General features: G+C 52.8%; 18 protein-coding genes and 1 pseudogene. 2 read left to right on the forward strand and 17 right to left on the reverse strand.

Annotated elements, in window-relative coordinates; all coding sequences use genetic code 11:
* Window positions 1-15: 15 nt before the first annotated feature.
* From ACZ5PT_RS01135 to ACZ5PT_RS01145, 3 genes and pseudogenes are all read right to left on the reverse strand, one after another.
* A complete protein-coding gene (locus ACZ5PT_RS01135; protein WP_464264972.1) occupies window positions 16-849 on the reverse strand; it encodes a CheR family methyltransferase in 834 nt (277 codons plus the stop codon).
* Between the two features lie 489 nt (window positions 850-1,338).
* Window positions 1,339-2,890 (reverse strand): annotated as a pseudogene (gene ltrA, locus ACZ5PT_RS01140) (group II intron reverse transcriptase/maturase).
* 434 nt (window positions 2,891-3,324) lie between these two features.
* Entirely contained in the window at window positions 3,325-4,524 is a 1,200-nt protein-coding gene (locus tag ACZ5PT_RS01145; protein ID WP_464264973.1) for an oxidoreductase, read from the reverse strand.
* A 145-nt stretch (window positions 4,525-4,669) separates the two neighbouring features.
* Between ACZ5PT_RS01145 and ACZ5PT_RS01150 the strand changes: the two genes are divergently transcribed.
* Both ACZ5PT_RS01150 and ACZ5PT_RS01155 read left to right on the forward strand, forming a co-directional pair.
* Window positions 4,670-5,551: a LysR substrate-binding domain-containing protein gene (locus ACZ5PT_RS01150; protein ID WP_464264974.1), complete on the forward strand. Its 882-nt coding sequence runs from the start codon at window positions 4,670-4,672 to the stop codon at window positions 5,549-5,551.
* A 352-nt stretch (window positions 5,552-5,903) separates the two neighbouring features.
* The gene (locus ACZ5PT_RS01155; RefSeq protein WP_464264975.1) at window positions 5,904-6,575 is read left to right on the forward strand and encodes a response regulator transcription factor; all 672 of its coding nucleotides are present in this window, start codon (window positions 5,904-5,906) and stop codon (window positions 6,573-6,575) included.
* A gap of 202 nt (window positions 6,576-6,777) precedes the next feature.
* Here the strand turns inward: ACZ5PT_RS01155 and lhgO are convergent, their stop codons facing one another.
* From lhgO to rho, 14 genes are all read right to left on the reverse strand, one after another.
* Window positions 6,778-7,983, reverse strand: coding sequence for an L-2-hydroxyglutarate oxidase (gene lhgO, locus ACZ5PT_RS01160; RefSeq protein ID WP_464264976.1), 1,206 nt, complete (start codon window positions 7,981-7,983; stop codon window positions 6,778-6,780).
* Window positions 7,984-8,055: 72 nt separating this feature from the next.
* Entirely contained in the window at window positions 8,056-8,415 is a 360-nt protein-coding gene (locus tag ACZ5PT_RS01165; RefSeq protein WP_464264977.1) for a phosphoribosyl-ATP diphosphatase, read from the reverse strand.
* 15 nt (window positions 8,416-8,430) lie between these two features.
* Window positions 8,431-9,198: an imidazole glycerol phosphate synthase subunit HisF gene (hisF, locus tag ACZ5PT_RS01170; RefSeq protein WP_464264978.1), complete on the reverse strand. Its 768-nt coding sequence runs from the start codon at window positions 9,196-9,198 to the stop codon at window positions 8,431-8,433.
* Window positions 9,199-9,264: 66 nt separating this feature from the next.
* Window positions 9,265-9,993, reverse strand: a complete 729-nt coding sequence (hisA, locus tag ACZ5PT_RS01175; protein WP_464264979.1) for a 1-(5-phosphoribosyl)-5-[(5-phosphoribosylamino)methylideneamino]imidazole-4-carboxamide isomerase — start codon at window positions 9,991-9,993, stop codon at window positions 9,265-9,267.
* On the reverse strand, window positions 9,993-10,616 hold the full coding sequence (gene hisH, locus ACZ5PT_RS01180) for an imidazole glycerol phosphate synthase subunit HisH (RefSeq protein ID WP_464264980.1): 624 nt from the start codon (window positions 10,614-10,616) through the stop codon (window positions 9,993-9,995). Before hisH ends, hisA begins: the two co-directional genes overlap by 1 nt.
* 5 nt (window positions 10,617-10,621) lie before the next feature.
* Complete coding sequence (hisB, locus tag ACZ5PT_RS01185) at window positions 10,622-11,212, reverse strand: imidazoleglycerol-phosphate dehydratase HisB (protein WP_464264981.1); 591 nt, start codon at window positions 11,210-11,212, stop codon at window positions 10,622-10,624.
* Window positions 11,213-11,297: 85 nt separating this feature from the next.
* Window positions 11,298-12,587: a histidinol dehydrogenase gene (gene hisD / locus ACZ5PT_RS01190; RefSeq protein WP_464266697.1), complete on the reverse strand. Its 1,290-nt coding sequence runs from the start codon at window positions 12,585-12,587 to the stop codon at window positions 11,298-11,300.
* 24 nt (window positions 12,588-12,611) lie between these two features.
* Window positions 12,612-13,277 carry an ATP phosphoribosyltransferase gene (gene hisG / locus ACZ5PT_RS01195; protein WP_464264982.1) on the reverse strand — a complete coding sequence of 222 codons (666 nt, stop codon included), beginning with the start codon at window positions 13,275-13,277 and terminating at the stop codon, window positions 12,612-12,614.
* A 5-nt stretch (window positions 13,278-13,282) separates the two neighbouring features.
* A complete protein-coding gene (gene murA / locus ACZ5PT_RS01200; RefSeq protein ID WP_464264983.1) occupies window positions 13,283-14,536 on the reverse strand; it encodes a UDP-N-acetylglucosamine 1-carboxyvinyltransferase in 1,254 nt (417 codons plus the stop codon).
* 18 nt (window positions 14,537-14,554) lie between these two features.
* Entirely contained in the window at window positions 14,555-15,406 is an 852-nt protein-coding gene (gene prmC / locus ACZ5PT_RS01205; protein WP_464264984.1) for a peptide chain release factor N(5)-glutamine methyltransferase, read from the reverse strand.
* Window positions 15,407-15,408: 2 nt separating this feature from the next.
* Window positions 15,409-16,476, reverse strand: coding sequence for a peptide chain release factor 1 (prfA, locus tag ACZ5PT_RS01210; protein ID WP_464264985.1), 1,068 nt, complete (start codon window positions 16,474-16,476; stop codon window positions 15,409-15,411).
* 9 nt (window positions 16,477-16,485) lie between these two features.
* Complete coding sequence (thyX, locus tag ACZ5PT_RS01215; protein WP_464264986.1) at window positions 16,486-17,175, reverse strand: FAD-dependent thymidylate synthase; 690 nt, start codon at window positions 17,173-17,175, stop codon at window positions 16,486-16,488.
* Window positions 17,176-17,238: 63 nt separating this feature from the next.
* Window positions 17,239-17,439, reverse strand: a complete 201-nt coding sequence (rpmE, locus tag ACZ5PT_RS01220; protein WP_464264987.1) for a 50S ribosomal protein L31 — start codon at window positions 17,437-17,439, stop codon at window positions 17,239-17,241.
* A gap of 100 nt (window positions 17,440-17,539) precedes the next feature.
* Window positions 17,540-18,787 carry a transcription termination factor Rho gene (gene rho / locus ACZ5PT_RS01225; RefSeq protein WP_464264988.1) on the reverse strand — a complete coding sequence of 416 codons (1,248 nt, stop codon included), beginning with the start codon at window positions 18,785-18,787 and terminating at the stop codon, window positions 17,540-17,542.
* Between the last annotated feature and the right edge of the window lie 103 nt (window positions 18,788-18,890).

Consider the following 18,890-nt stretch of genomic DNA (forward strand, 5'->3'; position numbering starts at 1 on the left):
CCCTAGCTCCACGGTTTACTTAGGTAATTTGCGCCAGATCCGGCAACCGGCATCGACCACCTGAAATTTTCCATCCAGCTGCTTAGGCAACATCTCGGCATTACCGAGAACCAAAAGTCCAGAGTGCCCCAGAGAGTGGCACAACTTGCCGAAGACCCGTTCCTGGAGTTCAGCATCAAAATAGATCAGTACATTTCGACAAAGAATCAGATCAAAACAGCCGTAAATACTATCCGCCGGTGACATGCGGGTTTGCGAGGTCAGATCATCAGAGGAAAAATTCACCATCTGACGAAGGAATGGGCGGGCGACAAAGCCATTATCGGTCGATTCAAAATACTCATCGAGGAACATCAGGCGGGTATCGACAAATTTATCCCGGGGATAACAGGCTTGAGTGGCCTGCTGCAGCGCCTGTCCGTTGATATCCGAGGCGAAGATATAATGTTGCCAGGGAACCGTCTGCTTCTTCAACGCATGATGCAGCAACATCGCCAGGGAATAGGCCTCTTCCCCGCCACCACAACCGGCACTCCAAATCCGAATTTCGCGGCTGCCGGACTCCAGCTTGCGCTCGATAAGCTTCGGCAGCAACCGTTGCCCGAGCATCTCGAAGACCAGCGGATCGCGGAAAAAATGGCTGACATTGACCCCGAAAACATCTATCAACCGGTCGGGCTCAGTCGGGTCGGAGTTCAGAACCTCCCAGTAGGCATCAGAGGACAGGGCTCCCACCTGAGACATGCGAACAGAAAGCCGGCGCTGCAGGGTCATCATGCGATAGCCAGAAAAGTCCATCCCGCGCTGCAGCCTGAGATACTCTATAATGTGTTTCAGACTAGAATCCATGGGCCCCACGTGCCTCAGCAAATTGGCAGATAGTGATAAACCATAGTGGATCCCCTATCTAATTGCAATCAAAGACATTTCCTTATTATTAAGCTGTTGTGGCAGATGACCCGCATAACCGGAAAGGCCCTTCACTTCTTCAGCAAATATCCTGCCAAAATAGGTTTTCATATCTCCATAGGAATTTTGATGGGCCCGGATGTCTGATAAGTCACCCCTTTTTGCATAAATAGGGCATTAATCGAACACTTACTTACTGGACGTGGTGATATTCCAGAAATGGTCGAGTTGGTCGGTTCCCGACATCATGATTCAATGCGGAACAACTTCTGAGATGATTTCGTCTGGTCGACAGATTGGGGGTAAAATGACCTTCGATCTACTCCCGGTAAGTCAGCGCTTGTTGGACTCGGCCTGTCAAATTTTACTAGTTTTAAAAATCGGCCTGACTGATCATGATTTCGTTTTCAGTCACGGTAGGAACACCGGTTACCCGGCGTCCCCCGCACAGATCCCGGCGTGCGGAATTACCGCACCGGGCTCCTGCCTCAGGTCAGACGCAGAGACGTTGACTCGGGTATGGGTGACACACTCTTGCTTGGGGTATCCACCTGCCTATAAATTTCTGCATTCGCTGCCATGTTAATCGTCTTGCTTTGTGACTACGTCTGCGTAGGGCCTGCCACCAGGCATATTTGACCTGGAAGAGAAAAGCGTTCAGCGCTTTGCTATTGCCAGGCACACCATAGTAATTGATATGCCCTTGAATAACCCCGCGTAACCAGCGACCCTGCGCCGCAACCGGAAGGTGCCGTTTGCGTTTGAGGGTGGTGCGTACGTCCTTGATTTTCTCACGTAGACGTTTGCCGATGGTTTTGCGGCGCACTATAAACTTCCCGCTTTTCCTTCTCCGATCGCAGATGTGAGTAAATCCGAGAAAATCGAAAGTTTCCGGTTTCTTCTCTCCGCGCTCCTTGCGGGTTGCGGCAGCAAAGCGACCAAATTCGATAAGTCGGGTTTTCTCTTGATGCAATTCCAGCCCGAACTTGGCCAGTCGTTGGTTCAGCTCGATTTGGAACATCCGTGAATCGGAGTGGTATTGGAATCCCATGACGAAGTCATCGCAGTACCGCACGATGTAGACTTCGCCGCGTGCCCGGTGTTTTCGCCACCGGTTTACCCACAGGTCCAGAACGTAGTGCAGGTATATATTTGCCAGTAGCGGCGATATGACTGCACCCTGAGGTGTCCCCACCTCCGTTTTGGTCCACTTGCCGTCTTCGGAGACTCCGGCTTGCAAGAATTTGCGTATCAGTCGGAGGACTCTTTGGTCGGCGATGCGGTGTTCCAAGAACTTCATCAGCCAGTCATGATTGAGACTGTCGTAGAAAGTCCGAAGATCCGCATCCAGAACCCAGCTTACCTTGCGCTGTGTGATCGCGACGTAGACGGCGTCCAAAGCGTTGTGTTGGTTTCGGCCGGGGCGTGCCCCGTAGCTGAACCCAAGGAAATCCTCTTCGTAAATCGGTTGGAGGATATCCACCAGTGCTTGTTGGACGATCTTGTCTTCCAGTGAGGCTATTCCGATCGGGCGCTGTTTTCCGTCCCTCTTCGGTATCCAAACCCTTTTGCTTGGTTTGGCGCGATAGCTTCCCTTATGGATCTGTTCATGAAGTGTGGCAAGTCGTTCTTTTAAGCTCTCGCCATACTCATGCCATGTGACCCTGTCTATGCCTTTAGCCGCCTTGGGGTTGAGTTTTCGGTAGGCGGTGTCAAGGTGTTCTTCGGTGACATGGTGCAGCAGGTTGGTAAATTGCAGGTTCTTGTCCCGCTTCGCGGCTTCTCGTATCCTGTCCAGTCCGCTCAACGCTGATTCCGAACTCTGTGTTCCGGTCACGGTCGTCTGGTCAGGATTCCCCTTGGCCGAAGGCCTTTTCTCCACGAACTCCGCAGGTCGTTCACCTGTTACTTCTGGCTGTCTTCCTTTGTTCGCTCGCTTCATCGATACTATGCCTTCGTCCGACTTCCGGGAATCGTGCATATCGGGCGTTCGGCCTTACGCCTCTCCCGACCGGACCGGTGTGCTAGATAAACACCCGGCCGATTTCCCGGATCTCCCGGTTTCCGTGCATGGAGCTTGCGGACATGCCCTGGTTCTCTGACTCCGCGGGTCCGATGACGCCACTTGCGATAACGCGACGCCTCGTGCTGCCTTCCCCATCACTTTACAAGGTCGGCAACCCGAAAAAGGAATTTTCGGAGCTCAATAGCCCGGCCTGCACGCCCCCTGTCAACGCTTCGCCGCCCCCTTGCGGGAAGCCGACGCATGACTCGGGGTCACGGCTGGTCGCTAGCCTTTACCATGTGGAGGACTTGCACCTCCCGATCCATGCCGGCTTTTACCGGCGCTTTCAAAGTGAAATCCTGACTTTTAAAAACATCAATAAGACCGTCAGATTATCCTATTCTACATAGCTACCAATTCTTCTCTCGCCACTTAATGCAGCGCAGGGCATCACGTTCTTCATAGATATGGATGGCTGAGGGAAGGTCCAACGTGAAAGCATTCTCCTGATCCTCGCCCAAAGCTGTTAGTCGCATGGTGTACCAAGCCGATATCCCACCTGGAGGTGCAGATTCAAATTTGGGGAAATCTGGATCACCGCCGTCCTCGGTTAACCATGTCTCAGCAAGCCGAGGATCAAGAACCATGGCACGCGCGATACTCACCATATCGGCAGCTCCACTAGCGACTGCACTCACTGCTTGCTCACGTCTTTTAAACCCACCGGTCACCATCACAGGCACATTGGTTACACCTTTGGCTAGTCGAGAAAAATCAAGAAAGTATGGCCCTTCTCCCGAGCTGTCCGAGCTTGCCGTCGCTCCGGGGAAATAGGTCCCGCCACTAATCTCGATCAGATCGATCGAAGTTTGATCGACAAGGCGCACCACTTCTAGCGCATCACCCTGTGTCAATCCACCTACCAGTTTATCCGTCGAGTTGATCTTAATCCCGATGGGAAACGTCGGACCAACGGCTCGCCTCACCTCTTCTACGACCTCGATCACTATGCGGCATCGTGCTTCGATGGAACCGCCGTACCTGTCATTCCTACGGTTAAACAATGGAGAAAGGAATTGACTAAGCAAGAAACCGTGCGCTGCGTGAATCTGAACGCCACTAAATCCTGCGGCCTTTGTATATCCTGCGGTTTTTGCATACAGGTACGGCAATTCACGAACCTCTTCCATCGACATGCCTGCGCAATGAAAATTACCGATATCGAGGGAAGACGGACCTTTGGGGAGGCTGATAGGCAGGTGTGAAAGGGCACCGGCGTGACCAAGTTGCGGCCATAAATGAGCCCCATTAATCATGGATCGTCTGGCTAGTGATTGCAGCGCTTGCTGATTCGTATGAGCCCCGAGTACCAAATTACCCGGCCTTTCAGGAAAGCGATAATCTCCCTGTACTTCACCGATGACAGAAAGTGCGGCTCCACCTTCTGCCCACCTCTCGTAGAGTCGAATCTGAGTTTCTGTAGGATCACCCTCTCCGTTCCCAAGCGAATCTGACATTGGCGCTTTTGCAAGTCGATTTTTTAGAATGACACCGCAAGGAAGTTCAAGTGGTTTTCCTAGAACATCCGCTGGCTTAATTTTTTTTATCACTTTGCTCTCCTCAATAGTTCACAAGTAGATTTTAGGGCACTGATAACAATGCTAATTTCTTTTTCTTTATAATGATCAATTCTTATGGTATTAGTCAATCGACTAACCATCATGCCAGGCATGAATAAAGGTAATGGGGAGTATTATGGATTTAGCACCGGACATTCTGAGGACATTTACAGCTGCAGCTCAAACACGTAATTTCACCCAAGCAGCTCAAAAGGTAAATCTCACGCAGTCAGCGGTCAGCCATCAGATACGTAAATTAGAGGAAAGTTTAGGTAAGACTCTTTTTGAACGTATTCCCCATGGTGTCAAATTAACGAGGCATGGAGAATCTCTCTTGAACTATGCCAACCAGCTTTTGCGATTACACAATGAAGCTTTGGCATCATTGTCTGAATCCAATATGAAAGGCCGGATACGTTTTGGAACGACGGAAGAATATGCGGCGTTGTATATCCCGGGAATCCTGAAAAGGTTCGCTGAGAAACACCCCTTGATCCAAGTGGATCTCTATAGTGACAGGTCTAAGGAGCTTCTAAAAATGCTGGAACAAGGCAAAATAGATCTTTGCTTGAGAAATACTAATACAATTGATCCCAAAGCGGAATTCATAAGAAAAGAATCTTTGGTGTGGGTTGGGCCTAAAGATGCCAAACCAGAAAACGAATCGCCATTGCCAATAGCTGTTTTTAACGAGGGGTGCTTACACCGCCAGTGGGCGATTGAAACATTAGAGAAAGAGAGTATCGATTATAGAATTGCTTATTCCTGCTCAAGTATTTCGGGAATTCTGGCGGCAGTAAAATCAGGACTTGCAGTGGCGCCAATCGGTGTGAGTACATTCATCCCTGACTTACGTATGATTCCTCACAGAAAATTACCTGCACTTCCTTCAGCTACGATCTGTCTATATCGATCAAAATGCCATGAAGATAGCATTCAGTCCAATCTGGCTAAGCATATTATGGATGAATTTTGTGATATCAGTACAGTCGCTATTCCAACTACAAATACAGATTAAACATATTAGAGGAAGGCAATACTATCTTTGGCACGCAGTAGATCAGTCGAAAGCGTATTGGATATTGCCACTTCCAGCAAATTGATGCCTGTTTCGTGCCGCAAAGCAAGAACCGCCCATGATGTTCACACACAGAAACGCTATTACCGTTCGGCTTAGACCTCAGGTGGAAATTGGTGGCCCAGATTTCGCGACACATTGGTGTCCACTTTCTCCAGACTATCTCAGAGACGGCCCCAGGAGGTTGATTTCTTTTAATTTTGCTTGCACAGGTTTTTCCGGCCTGTTAGTTTGAAGTTAAATATTCTTCAATAAACTAAATCACTTTGGTAGGTTACCCACAGGAGTTCAGATGCGTGTTCTTGTTGTCGAAGATGAAAAGAAGGTTGCTTCCTTTATCAGAAAAGGCTTGGAGGAAGAAAATTTCACTGTTGACTTGGCGCATGACGGTGAAGAAGGTGTCCACAAAGCGACAAGTTCTACCTATGACCTGATCCTGATGGACATCATGATGCCCAAGAAGGATGGGATCACAGCTATCAAAGAAATTCGAGAGAAAAATATTTCCACTCCAATTCTTTGTTTAACCGCTAAAGATACCGTAGATGACATTGTCACAGGACTAGGCTCCGGCAGTGATGGCTATCTAACCAAACCATTTGCATTTGCTGAACTCATTGCCCGTTGCCGTGCATTGATAAGACGAAAAAGTCAGGACCGAGGTGCAGAAATCTTTTTTGCTGATCTTCGCCTTGACCCTGTCAGCCATAAGGTCTGGCGATCTGGCAATGAGCTTGATCTGACATCTAAAGAGTATGGGCTTCTTGAATATTTCATGCTGAACCCTAACCAGGTTCTAACACGTACAATGATTGCCGAACACGTCTGGGATTATACCTTCGACTCTTTCACCAACATTATCGATGTCTATGTGAACTATCTGCGTAAAAAGGTAGATCATAATTATGAGAAAAAACTGATCCGCACTGTTCGCGGAGTTGGGTACGCACTGAAAGAAGAGTAATCTCGACTAAGGCCTTTGTTCTGTCTTAAACATGACCCCTTACAACCCGCGAATCGCCCACGGATACCCCATTCCAGCACAACATGCAAGACGGCCCAACTGATTCCCAATGGTTGGACTGTCTTGCATGATACTAGTGCAGGCCCCCTTTTTATTTACCCATCGAGAACGATACATATCCTCCAAGAAAGAGACGGTCTCCCTAGCTCAGCTCGGCCAAACAGTGTGCCGCCTGTTCACAGATATAGTTGCCGATCGGGAGCGCGGAGGTCGCCGCTGGTGAGGGGGCATTGCAGACATGCAGGCTGCGCGGACTTTTGGTAAAGAGAAAATCGTGCACCAGGCTGCCATCACGGCGGACCGCCTGAGCGCGGATGCCGGCCGGATAAGGTTGTAAATCTTCAGCCTGCAATTGTGGACAGTACTTACGCACCCGCCGCAGATACCCCGGTTTATAGAGTGAATCTTTCATCTCCTTAAGGCCGGAACGCAAGTTGGCCTGCAACACCTTCCAGAAACCCGGAAAACGCAGCATCTCCAACGTATCCCGTAGAGCAAAATTAACCTTGCCGTAGCCTTCTCGCTTGAAGCCGAGGACCGCATTCGGGCCGACAGTGACACTACCATCAATCATGCGGGTCAGGTGCACGCCGAGAAAAGGCAATTCGGGATCGGGAATCGGGTAGATCAGGTGCTTGACCAGTTGATTGTACTTGGCTGGCAGTTGATAGTATTCGCCGCGAAAGGGGATTATTTGAAAATCAACGTCGATACCGAGCATCTGCACCAAACGATCAGCCAGCAGACCGGCACAGGAGATCAGGTAGCCAGCTGTCACCTCCCCGGTCGTCGTTTGCGCCACTACCCGGTCGGCATCTTCGACCAGCGCGGTCACTTCGGTAGACATGCGCACCTCGCCACCGAGGGCGACAAACTGTTCGGCCATTTTTGCCGTGACCTGCTGGAAATCGACAATCCCGGTTGCTTTTACCCAGATGGCACCAAATCCGATGATATTCGGTTCCCGTTCATGCAACTGATCTTGATCGAGCAGTTCTGCTTCAATACGATTTTGCTGGCAGCGTACATAGAGCGCCTGCATTTCTACAAGCTCCGCCTGACTGGTCGCCACCAACAGCTTGCCACACTGTTCAAAGGGAATCGCCTGCTGACGGCAGAAATCGATAGTCGCTTTGGACCCATCGCGACAGAACTGAGACTTGAGGCTCCCCGGAGCATAATAAACCCCGGCGTGGATCACGCCGCTGTTGTGACCGGTCTGATGTTGGGCAAAGGTCGGTTCTTTATCCACAAGCAAAATCCTATGCTGTGGATAACGTTGCTGCAGCTGCCAGGCAGTCGAAACACCGACAATACCGCCACCGATAACCAAAAAATCGTACTGCATCGCCCGACCTCCAATAAAAAAGCTGGCAGCATCATTCGATACTGCCAGCTTACTGTGGATAACTTTTGCCGATTATTTACTCCGACTGGCTTTCTCTTCCAGACCCGACATACCGAAGCGGCGCCGCAGCTCGGCATAAACCCGTTCCGGCGGCAGGTCATAATAACCGAGCAGCACCAGCACGTGAAAGAACAAGTCAGCCGTCTCACTGACGATCTCGTCCTTGTCGCCGCCCTTACCGGCAACAGCAGTTTCGGTCGCTTCTTCACCGATCTTACCGAGGATTTTATCCAGCCCTTTATCGAACAGCGACTTGACGTATGACTTTTCGCCATCGGCCATCTGCTTGCGCTGCTGAATAATCTGGTAGACCGCTTCGAGAATATCTTCGTTGCCAGCCTCTGCTGGCTTTGTCGTTTCGGAAGGTGACATCTTTTCTCCGTCGCTTTAAATTCGCGCGGCAACACCGTGCTGCTGCAGATACTCTTTACACTCGGCGATGGTGTATTCCTTGAAGTGGAAGATCGATGCCGCAAGTGCTGCACTGGCACCACCCTCGACCAGCCCTTCGCGGATATGCTCAAGGTTACCGACACCGCCCGAAGCGATCACCGGAATCTCGACCGCATCACTGACCGAACGGGTTAAGGCGATATCGTAGCCAGTCTTGACGCCGTCGCAATCCATCGAAGTCAGCAAAATTTCGCCGCAACCGTATTCGGCCATCCGCGTCGCCCATGCGATGACATCGATACCGGTCGGAGTGCGGCCTCCGTGGATATAGACCTCCCAGGCTTGCGGATTTGAACCCTCGACCCGCCGGGCATCGATGGCAACGACGATGCACTGGCTGCCAAAGCGCTGCGCCGCTTCACGGACGAATTCGGGACGATTAACCGCAGCAGTATTGATGGAAACCTTGTCAGCGCCGGCATTGAGCAGATTGCGGATATCAGCTACCTCACGTACCCCGCCACCGACGGTCAGCGGCATAAACACCCGCTCGGCAGTCTGGCGCACTACGTCGAGGATAATGCCGCGCTTATCGCTTGAGGCGGTGATATCGAGAAAGGTCAGCTCGTCGGCGCCCTGCTCACAGTAAGCCTCGGCCGCTTCGACCGGGTCACCGGCGTCGCGCAGGCCGACAAAGTTAACCCCTTTGACGACCCGGCCATCTTTAACATCAAGGCAAGGGATGATTCGTTTGGTCAGCATAAAAAAACCTTTTACTTACGGTAGGGGCGAGCCATGGCTCGCCCGCGGGCGCCCGATCGGTCGCCCCTACAATCCCTTCGTCAGCGCCACAGCCTCGCGCAGATCGATGGCACCGGAATAGATCGCCTTGCCGGTGATCACCCCGGTCACCCCGGAGGATTCGATCTCGATCAGCCGCCGGATATCATCCAGTGAGGAAAGGCCACCGGAGGCAATCACCGGGATATTGATCGACTCGGCCAAAGCCTTGGTCGCAGCGATATTCGGTCCCTGCATCATGCCGTCGCGGGCGATATCGGTATAGATGATCGCCTCAACGCCGAAACCTTCCATCTCTTTGGCCATCTCGGTTGCCAGCTTTTCGGTCACATCGGCCCAGCCGCGAACCGCAACCAACCCGTTCATCGCATCGATACCAACCACGATTCGACTGGGATATTTTTCGCAGGCCTCTTTAACCAGCGCCGGATTCTCCTTAGCGATGGTGCCGAGAATAACCCGATCAATGCCGAGCTCTAAGTAAGCGTCGATGGTCGCCATGTCGCGGATGCCGCCGCCCAATTCAGAAGGGATATCGATGGCATCAACAATCGCCTTAATCGCGGCCTTGTTTTTCGGCACGCCGGCAAAAGCACCGTCAAGATCGACAATATGCAACAGCTCGCCGCCCTGCTCCTGCCATTGCAGTGCCTGCGCGGCCGGATCTTCATTATAAACGGTGTCTTTATCCATCAAGCCCTGTTCCAAACGGACGCAGCGGCCTTCTTTAAGGTCGATAGCGGGGAGGATAATCATTATAGCTCTCCAAAATTTTTGAAAATATTCAGGCCGATGGTCTGGCTCTTCTCCGGGTGAAACTGGGTCGCCATGATATTATCGCGCCAGAGCGAGGCACAGAATTCGACAGCACCGTAACGACAACTGGCGGCAACATCCTCTTGCTGCTCGGCCTGACAGTAGTAGGAATGAACAAAGTAAACGAAGCTGTCATCCTCGACACCGGCAAACAGTGGTGAATCCTGTTTCAGAGTGATATTGTTCCAACCCATATGCGGCACCTTGAGCCGCTCACCGCCCTCTACCATGCCGGACGGAAAACGCACCACCTTGCCAGGGACCAAACCGAGGCCCAGATGGCGGCCGAACTCTTCACTTTCATCGAACAGCATCTGCATGCCGACGCAGATTCCCAGTAGCGGCTTGCCGGCAGCAACATGCTCCAATAGCGGCTCAACAAAGCCACCTTCACGCAGGTTGTGGATGCAGTCGCGAAAAGAACCGACCCCCGGCAGAACCACTTTATCAGCGGTCTTGATATCTTTCGGGTCAGCACTGACGCGCGCGGCAAAGCCGAGCGTCTCGAAAGCCTTTTCGACGCTGCGCAGGTTACCCATTTCGTAGTCAATAATGTTGATCATAGCAGTTACTCAAGTGTCCCTTTAGTCGACATCACCCCTTGAATACGGGGATCGATACTGGTCGCCTCATCTAGAGCGCGGCCAAAGGCCTTGAAGATGCCTTCGATGATGTGGTGCAGGTTGTCACCGTAGGCCAGGTTGACATGAATATTGGCGCCGGAGTGATTACAGAAAGCGACAAAAAACTCTTCAACCAGTTCGGTATCGAAATCACCAACCTTGGATTTCGGCAGGTCGACGTTAAAAACCAGAAATGGCCGACCGGAAAAATCGATCACCACCGAAGCCAGCACTTCATGCATCGGCATGGTTTCACGACCGAAGCGACGTACCCCGGCCTTGTCGCCAAGTGCCTGTTTGAAAGCTTCACCGAGGACGATACCAATGTCTTCCACCGTGTGGTGATCGTCAATTTCCGTATCGCCGCTCGCCTTGACCGTCAGGTCAAAGAAACCGTGCCGTGCCACAGCCGAAAGCATGTGATTGAAAAACGGCACCGGGGTTTCGAGATGATGCTGCCCGGAACCATCCAGGTTCAACTCAATACTGATATTGGTCTCTTTGGTTTCGCGAGCGATCTTTGCGGTACGTGACATATCCGTTTCTCCAGTAATAAAATTGTAGGGACGACCTACAGGTCGCCCGCGGGCGAGGCATGCCTCGCCCCTACAGAGATTCAGGCTATTTCTTCAGCCGGATCGAAACAGACTTGGCGTGCGCTTCGAGTCCTTCTAATTCCGCGATATGAACAATTTCCTTGCCGAGTCGTTGCAGTCCAGCTTCCGAAAAGGAAACAATGCTCGATTTCTTGACGAAATCATCCAGCGACAGCGGCGAAAAGAACCGCGCGGTGCCACCGGTCGGCAGGGTGTGGTTCGGTCCGGCCAGATAGTCGCCGGCCGCTTCCGGAGTGTGATGGCCCATAAAGATCGCCCCGGCATGCCGGATCTGCGGCAGGATGGCAAAGGGATTATCGACCGCCAGCTCCAGGTGCTCGGGAGCTATCCGGTTACTAAAAGCAATCGCTTCATCAAGATCCTGCGCCAGAATGATGGCACCAAAATCTTCGATCGACTTGCGGGCGATGGTTTCGCGACTCAGTTCCTTGAGCTGCTTTTCGACTTCAACTTGCACCGCTGCGGCCATTTTTTCGCAGCTGGTGACCAACACCGAAGAGGCCAGTTCATCGTGTTCCGCCTGCGACAACAGATCGGCAGCGATATGGGCAGCGTTGCCACTACCATCGTTAATCACCAGAATCTCACTGGGGCCGGCGATCATATCGATATCGACCTGACCGAAGACCAATTGCTTGGCTGTGGCCACATAAATATTGCCCGGTCCGGTGATTTTATCGACCCGTGGCACCGAAGCGGTGCCGTAAGCCAGCGCAGCAACCGCCTGAGCGCCACCGATTTTAAAAATCCGGTCAACACCGGCAATCCGCGCCGCCGCCAGTACGTGCGGATTAACCTCACCACCCGGCATCGGCACCACCATAATCACCTCTTCGACCCCGGCAACCTTGGCCGGCACGGCGTTCATCAACACCGAAGAGGGGTAAGTCGCCTTGCCGCCCGGCACGTAGATGCCGACCCGATCGAGCGGCCGCACCAGCTGACCGAGCAACACGTCATCTTCGTCGGTCGAGAGCCAGGTTTCCTGCTTCTGCTTGGCATGATAATCCGCGATCCGCTCGGCGGCCAGCTGCAACGCCGCCAGCGACTCAGCGTTGATCTGCGTCATCGCCGCATCGATTTCCTCTTCAGTGACTTCGAGGCTATCTGCATTCAACTGCAGCCGATCGAACTTGGCGGTCAATTCGAACAGCGCCGCATCGCCACGCTGGCGGACATCGGCGATAATCGCCTTAACCGTGGTCTCTATCTCTGCCGGAACCGCTTCGGCCCGCTGTTCGATACGGCGGAACTCGTCGGCAAAACCGGCATCGGAAAATTTCAACATGCGCATCATGGTCATTCCTCCAGCCATCCCCTACTGGGAGATTTTCACTTCGTCACCGATCAACGGCTCCAAGCCATCGATAATCTCTCTGATCCGCTGATGCTTGGTTTTCAAGCTGGCGCGATTAACGATCAGCCGGCTGGTGATTTCAGCGATGGTTTCCACCTCGACCATACCATTGGCCTTGAGAGTGCCGCCAGTCGAGACCAGGTCGACAATCCGCTCCGACAACCCGACCAGGGGAGCCAGCTCGATGGAACCATAAAGCTTGATCAGTTCGACCTGCACCCCTTTGGCGGCAAAATAGCGCTCGGTGACATTGGGGTACTTGGTAGCGACGCGGATATTCGACCAGTTCATCGGATCGTCATCTTCGCGCAGCTCTTTCGGCTCGGCAACCGCCAAGCGGCAATAACCGAACTTGAGATCGAGCGGCTCATAAAGGTCTTTACCCTGCTCAAGCAGGGTATCCTTACCGACCACGCCGATATCAGCACAGCCATACTCGACATAGGTCGGCACATCGGTGGCGCGCACCGCCATGAAGCGGTACTTCTGCTCGGTATTTTCAAAGACCAGCTTGCGGCTGCTCTTGTCGTCCATCTCCGGGCAGGTGATGCCGATCTTGCCGAACAGCTCCATCGAATCCTGCAAAATTCTGCCCTTGGGCAGAGCGAAGGTGATCCAGTCATTCATAGTATTTACTCCTGTTCGCGCCAGATGCGGGCACCGAGCGCTGCCAGTTTTTTCTCAATTTTTTCGTAACCACGATCCAAATGATAGATACGCGAGACTTCGGTGGTATTCTCTGCTGCCAGACCGGCCAGAATCAGCGAGGCACTGGCGCGCAGATCGGTCGCCATCACCGGCGCACCGGTCATCGACTCAGCGCCACGAATGATCGCGCTATGTCCATCAATCTGAATATCAGCACCCATCCGCTGCAATTCACAGACATGCATGAAACGATTTTCGAAAACCGTCTCGGAAATTCTGCTGGTCCCCTCAGCCTTCAGCATCAGGGCCATGAACTGTGCTTGCATATCGGTCGGGAACCCGGGAAAAACGCTAGTGCGAATATCAACCGGCTTCAGCTTTTGCGGCCCGATCACCCGCAAGCCATCCCCTTCTACTTCGATACTGACGCCAGCCTCAATCAGCTTACCGATCAATGCTTCCTGATGCTCACGCATGGCGCCACGGACCAGGACATTGCCACCTGTTATCGCTGCGGCAATCATAAAGGTTCCAGCTTCAATCCTATCTGGAATAACACTGCATTTAAGCGGCTCCAATCGATCGACGCCCTGGATACGAATAACCGCCGTTCCAGCGCCCTCGATCTTGGCACCCATGCTGATCAGCGCATCGGCCAACTGGACTATTTCCGGTTCACGGGCGGCGTTTTCCAGTACCGTCTCACCTTGCGCCAGGCTGGCCGCCATCAGTAGATTTTCGGTCCCGCCAACCGTCGGCATATCAAAGTTAATTTTCGCTCCGACCAGTTTATCTGCGGTTGCTTCAACATATCCATGATCAAGGGTGATCTTGGCACCAAGTGCCTCAAAACCTTTCAGATGGAGATTGATCGGTCGCGCGCCGATGGCACAGCCGCCGGGGAGACTGACCCGTGCATGGCCACAGCGAGCCAGCAAAGGACCGAGCACCAGCACCGATGCTCGCATCGTCTTGACCAGATCGTAAGACGCCTCGATACTCTGAATCGGCTGAGCATCGACACGGAGGCAATCACCTTCATAGGAGGTCACCGCTCCCAGTTCACGCAGCAGTTTAACCGCGGTGTTGATGTCGCGCAGATCGGGAATGTTACAGATTTCACTTTCGCCATCCGCCAACAAGGTCGCAAACAACAGTGGCAGAGCCGAATTTTTGGCCCCGCTGACGTTAACTTCCCCGTTCAGGGTCACTCCGCCTTTTATGACTATTTTTTCCAAAGGGTCTACTTTCTATCGTTATTGTGCCAGGCAACCACCAACCACCCGCGGTTGTCCGGCGTAATCGTCACGTACATAAACATCCGTCAAACCAGCGTCAGCAAATAGCTGCTGTACCGCCAGCGCCTGTTGGTAACCAATTTCAACCAACAGCCAGCCACCAGGATTGAGTCGACTGACCGCCTGTGCCGCCAGTTTCTGGTAACAATCGAGACCATCATTTTCCGCCAGCAATGCCATTTGCGGCTCAAAGCAACGCACTTCCGGCATCAGCGATTCCCACTCAGCCTGCGCAATATAGGGAGGATTGGAAACGATCAGATCATACTGCTGTTGAGGCAGTTCAGCAAGGTCTGCGTGGATAAACTGCAGCCGTTCGGCAAGGCCGTTTTTCTTCGCGTTGCGACGGGCCAGTTCCAGCGCCTCAGCTGATAAATCAAGGGCACTGACCTGCCAGTTTGGCAGTTCGCTGGCCAAGCTGATGGCGATGGCGCCACTGCCGGTGCCGACATCGAGCAAACTGCCCTCCGGCGCAGCGTGCGACAGAGATTCTTCAACCAGGATTTCGGTATCCCCGCGAGGAATCAAGACCGCCGGTGTCACTTCAAAGTCCAAGGACCAGAACTCGGTACTGCCAAGCAGGTATTGCAGCGGCTCACGCTGACCGCGACGTTTAACCAGCGGACGGATCGTATCCAATTCGGTTGCGATCAGCGGACGTTCGAAATTGAGATAAAGCCCAACCCGGTCGAGTTGCAGCACGTGCGCCAAAAGCCGTTCCGCGTCGAGACGCGGATTATCGATCCCTTTTTCGGCAAAGAATTCTGTGGTCCAGCGCAGCAGTTTCAGCAGCGTCCAGGTTTCGCTCAAACTCAGGACTCCTGCTTACTCATCTGCGCTGCCTGTTGATCGGTGATCAGCGCCTCAATAATTTCATCAACATCCCCCTGCATGATGGCGTCAAGCTTGTAGAGGGTCAGGCCGATGCGGTGATCGGTGCAACGCCCTTGGGGATAATTATAGGTGCGGATCCGTTCACTGCGGTCACCACTACCAACCTGATTCTTGCGATCAGCAGCCATTACTGCATTCTGCGCGGCCAGCATCTGGTCGTAGATGCGCGACTTGAGGACCTTCATCGCCTTGGCTTTATTCTTATGCTGCGAGGATTCATCCTGACAGGCAACCACCACCCCGGTCGGGACGTGGGTCAGACGCACTGCAGATTCGGTTTTATTGACGTGCTGCCCACCAGCACCGGAGGCGCGGTAAAGATCGATACGCAGATCGGCATTGTTGATTTCAATATCAACATCCTCCGCTTCCGGGAGAACCGCCACAGTACAAGCCGAAGTGTGAATCCGTCCCTGCGTTTCCGTGTCGGGAACCCGCTGGACACGATGGGTACCGCTTTCAAATTTAAGCCGTGAATAAACCCGCTCGCCGCTGATCAGGGCAACAACTTCCTTGAAACCGCCGCCATCGGTTTCCGAGGCGCTCATCATCTCAACCTTCCAGCGATTGCGGTCGGCATAACGGCAATACATGCGGAACAGATCGGCGGAAAACAGCGCTGCCTCGTCACCACCGGTACCAGCACGGATCTCCAGGACGATGTTCTTATCGTCATTGGGATCTTTGGGCAACAACAGCAGTCGCAACTGTTCCTCAAATTGCGTCTGCTGTTGTTCGAGTTCGGGGAGTTCGGCCTTGGCCAGCTCCTTCATCTCGGGGTCGCTGTCCGACAACAGCTCACGATTGCCCTCAATGTCACTGCAGACCTGCTTATAGTCGCTGTAAACAGAAACGACCCCACTAAGATCGGCGTGCTCCTTGGTTAAACCACGGTACCGCTTCTGGTCGGAGATCACCGTAGGATCGGAAAGCAAGCCTTCGACTTCGCGGAAACGGTCAACAACATCTTCAAGATTTGCAAACATAGGAATCTTTCACCCGAAGGTAGAGAATTCATCACGCACAGCGGTCATCTGTCCACAGGTCATTTTCCCCTCTGGACAGGGGCCGGAGATGCAGCCAGGGCCAGCCTTGGCAAAGAGAGTCGGAGCAATCGGCTTGACCAGTTGCAGCATCTGCTTGGCCATCGCCTGAATTTCCCACTGCGCGCGCCGACAGCAGCGCAAGCCGAAGAAGTGGCGTAATTCACGGCCATTCATGGTTACGACAACCTTGGTCGTGGCCGCATTCGGCAGTAAAAAACGGGCATCCTCTGCCGGGATATCGGCGTCGAGCATCTCACCGTAAAACTGATGAATTTCGTCGAGCAACTGCTGATAGCGCTGATTCAATTCCGGTTTGGCGGCGATACTGTCGGGGGTCACCGCGGTGAAGCGCTTTTTATGCGAAACATAACGCTGACTCTGCTGTGAGTAGGATGCGAGACGATGACGCACCAACTGATGCGAGCAAGCGCGACTGATCCCTTCGACACCGAAAGAAAAGCTGACATGCTCCATCACCGAGTGATGGCCGAGCGAGAGGATCTTCTCGAGAAACTCCTGGCGGTCGGTCTTGCTTTTTTCCATCAACTCATCGATCGAGGAGTTCGAGTAGCAAAGACGAGCAGCGGCAGCGACCACCTGTTCCGGTTCCGGGGTATGAACTAACAGTTCGACGTGCATAATTGGTGAGCCTTAAACGAAAAAAGGCGGCCCATCCGGGCCGCCTCATTCTTACCCGCGTTCCTACTGGGCGTACTTTTTACGGAAGCGTTCGATCCGACCAGCGGTATCGATCAGCTTCTGCTTGCCGGTGTAAAACGGGTGGCAAGCGGAACAGATTTCAGTGTGGATCTCTTCGGTCAGGGTCGAACGGGTTGCGAAAGTGTTTCCACAGTCACAACGCACGGTGATATCCTGATACTTGGGATGGATTCCTTCTTTCATCTTTTTCTCCTTGGCGACCTGGCTTTGTACAGGTCTATCGATATTAGCTGTAAACAAACCGCTTAAATAGCACTTTTACCACAGACAGGCAAGCGCTTTATTACTGGTTCATCGAATCGAGAAACTCTTGATTGTCCTTGGTTTCGGCCAGTTTCTCGAGCGTAAACTCCATACTGTCAACAGTATTCATACTGGACAGTACCCGCCGCAACAGCCAGATCCGCTGTAGGTGCGTGGCATCAACCAGCAAATCCTCTTTCCGGGTACCGGAGCGATTGATATCCATCGCCGGGAAGGTCCGCTTGTCCGCCAGACGGCGATCAAGGTGCAGCTCCATATTACCGGTGCCTTTAAATTCCTCGAAGATAACCTCATCCATCTTGCTGCCGGTATCGATCAAAGCGGTGGCGATGATCGTCAGGCTGCCCCCTTCTTCGATATTCCGCGCGGCACCGAAGAAACGCTTCGGTTTGTGCAGGGCATGGGCATCGACACCACCGGAAAGAATCTTGCCGCTGGAGGGGATGATGGTGTTATAGGCACGGGCCAGACGGGTGATCGAATCGAGCAGGATGACGACATCGTGCTTGTGCTCAACCAGGCGCTTGGCCTTTTCTATGACCATTTCGGCAACCTGAACGTGACGGTTGGCCGGCTCATCAAAGGTCGAAGAGATAACCTCGCCGTTGACACTGCGCTGCATATCGGTGACTTCCTCGGGACGTTCATCGATCAGCAGCACGATCAGATAAGCCTCGGGGTGATTAGCGGAAATCGAATTGGCGATATTCTGCAACAGCACGGTTTTACCGGTCCGCGGCGGTGCGACAATTAAGCCACGCTGCCCTTTGCCGATCGGCGAAACCAGGTCGATGATCCGCGTTGCATAGTTATCGGTACCATTTTCCATGGTCAATTGCTGATCAGGATAAAGCGGTGTCAGGTTATCAAAGAAAGTCTTTTCACGCATTTTGGCCGGGTCATCAAAGTTGACTTCGGAGACCTTCAACAGAGCAAAGTAACGCTCGCCCTCTTTCGGCGGACGGATCTGCCCGGCAACCGTATCACCGGTGCGTAGCGCAAAACGCCGAATCTGCGATGGAGAAATGTAGATATCATCCGGGCCTGGCAAGTAATTGGCATCTGGAGCCCGTAAAAAACCGAACCCATCCGGAAGAATCTCAAGAACCCCCTCGCCGAATATCGCTTTCTTTTGCGCCGCGGTAGCATTGAGGATCGCAAAAATCAGATCCTGACGACGCATGCCGCCAATTTCCTCCAGCTTCAGCTCTTTGCCAAGAGCAATCAGCTCGGAAATTTTCTGTTTCTTCAGTTCCTTAAGATTCATAACTTGGTTCTCCAGATTTTACCAGTCGGGTGAGCGCAGGGACCGCAACCAGGGGGTTTGCACTTTAGATGGGGGATCAATGGATTTGCTACAATGCGAGATA

This window comes from Desulfuromusa ferrireducens (genome assembly GCF_055389805.1).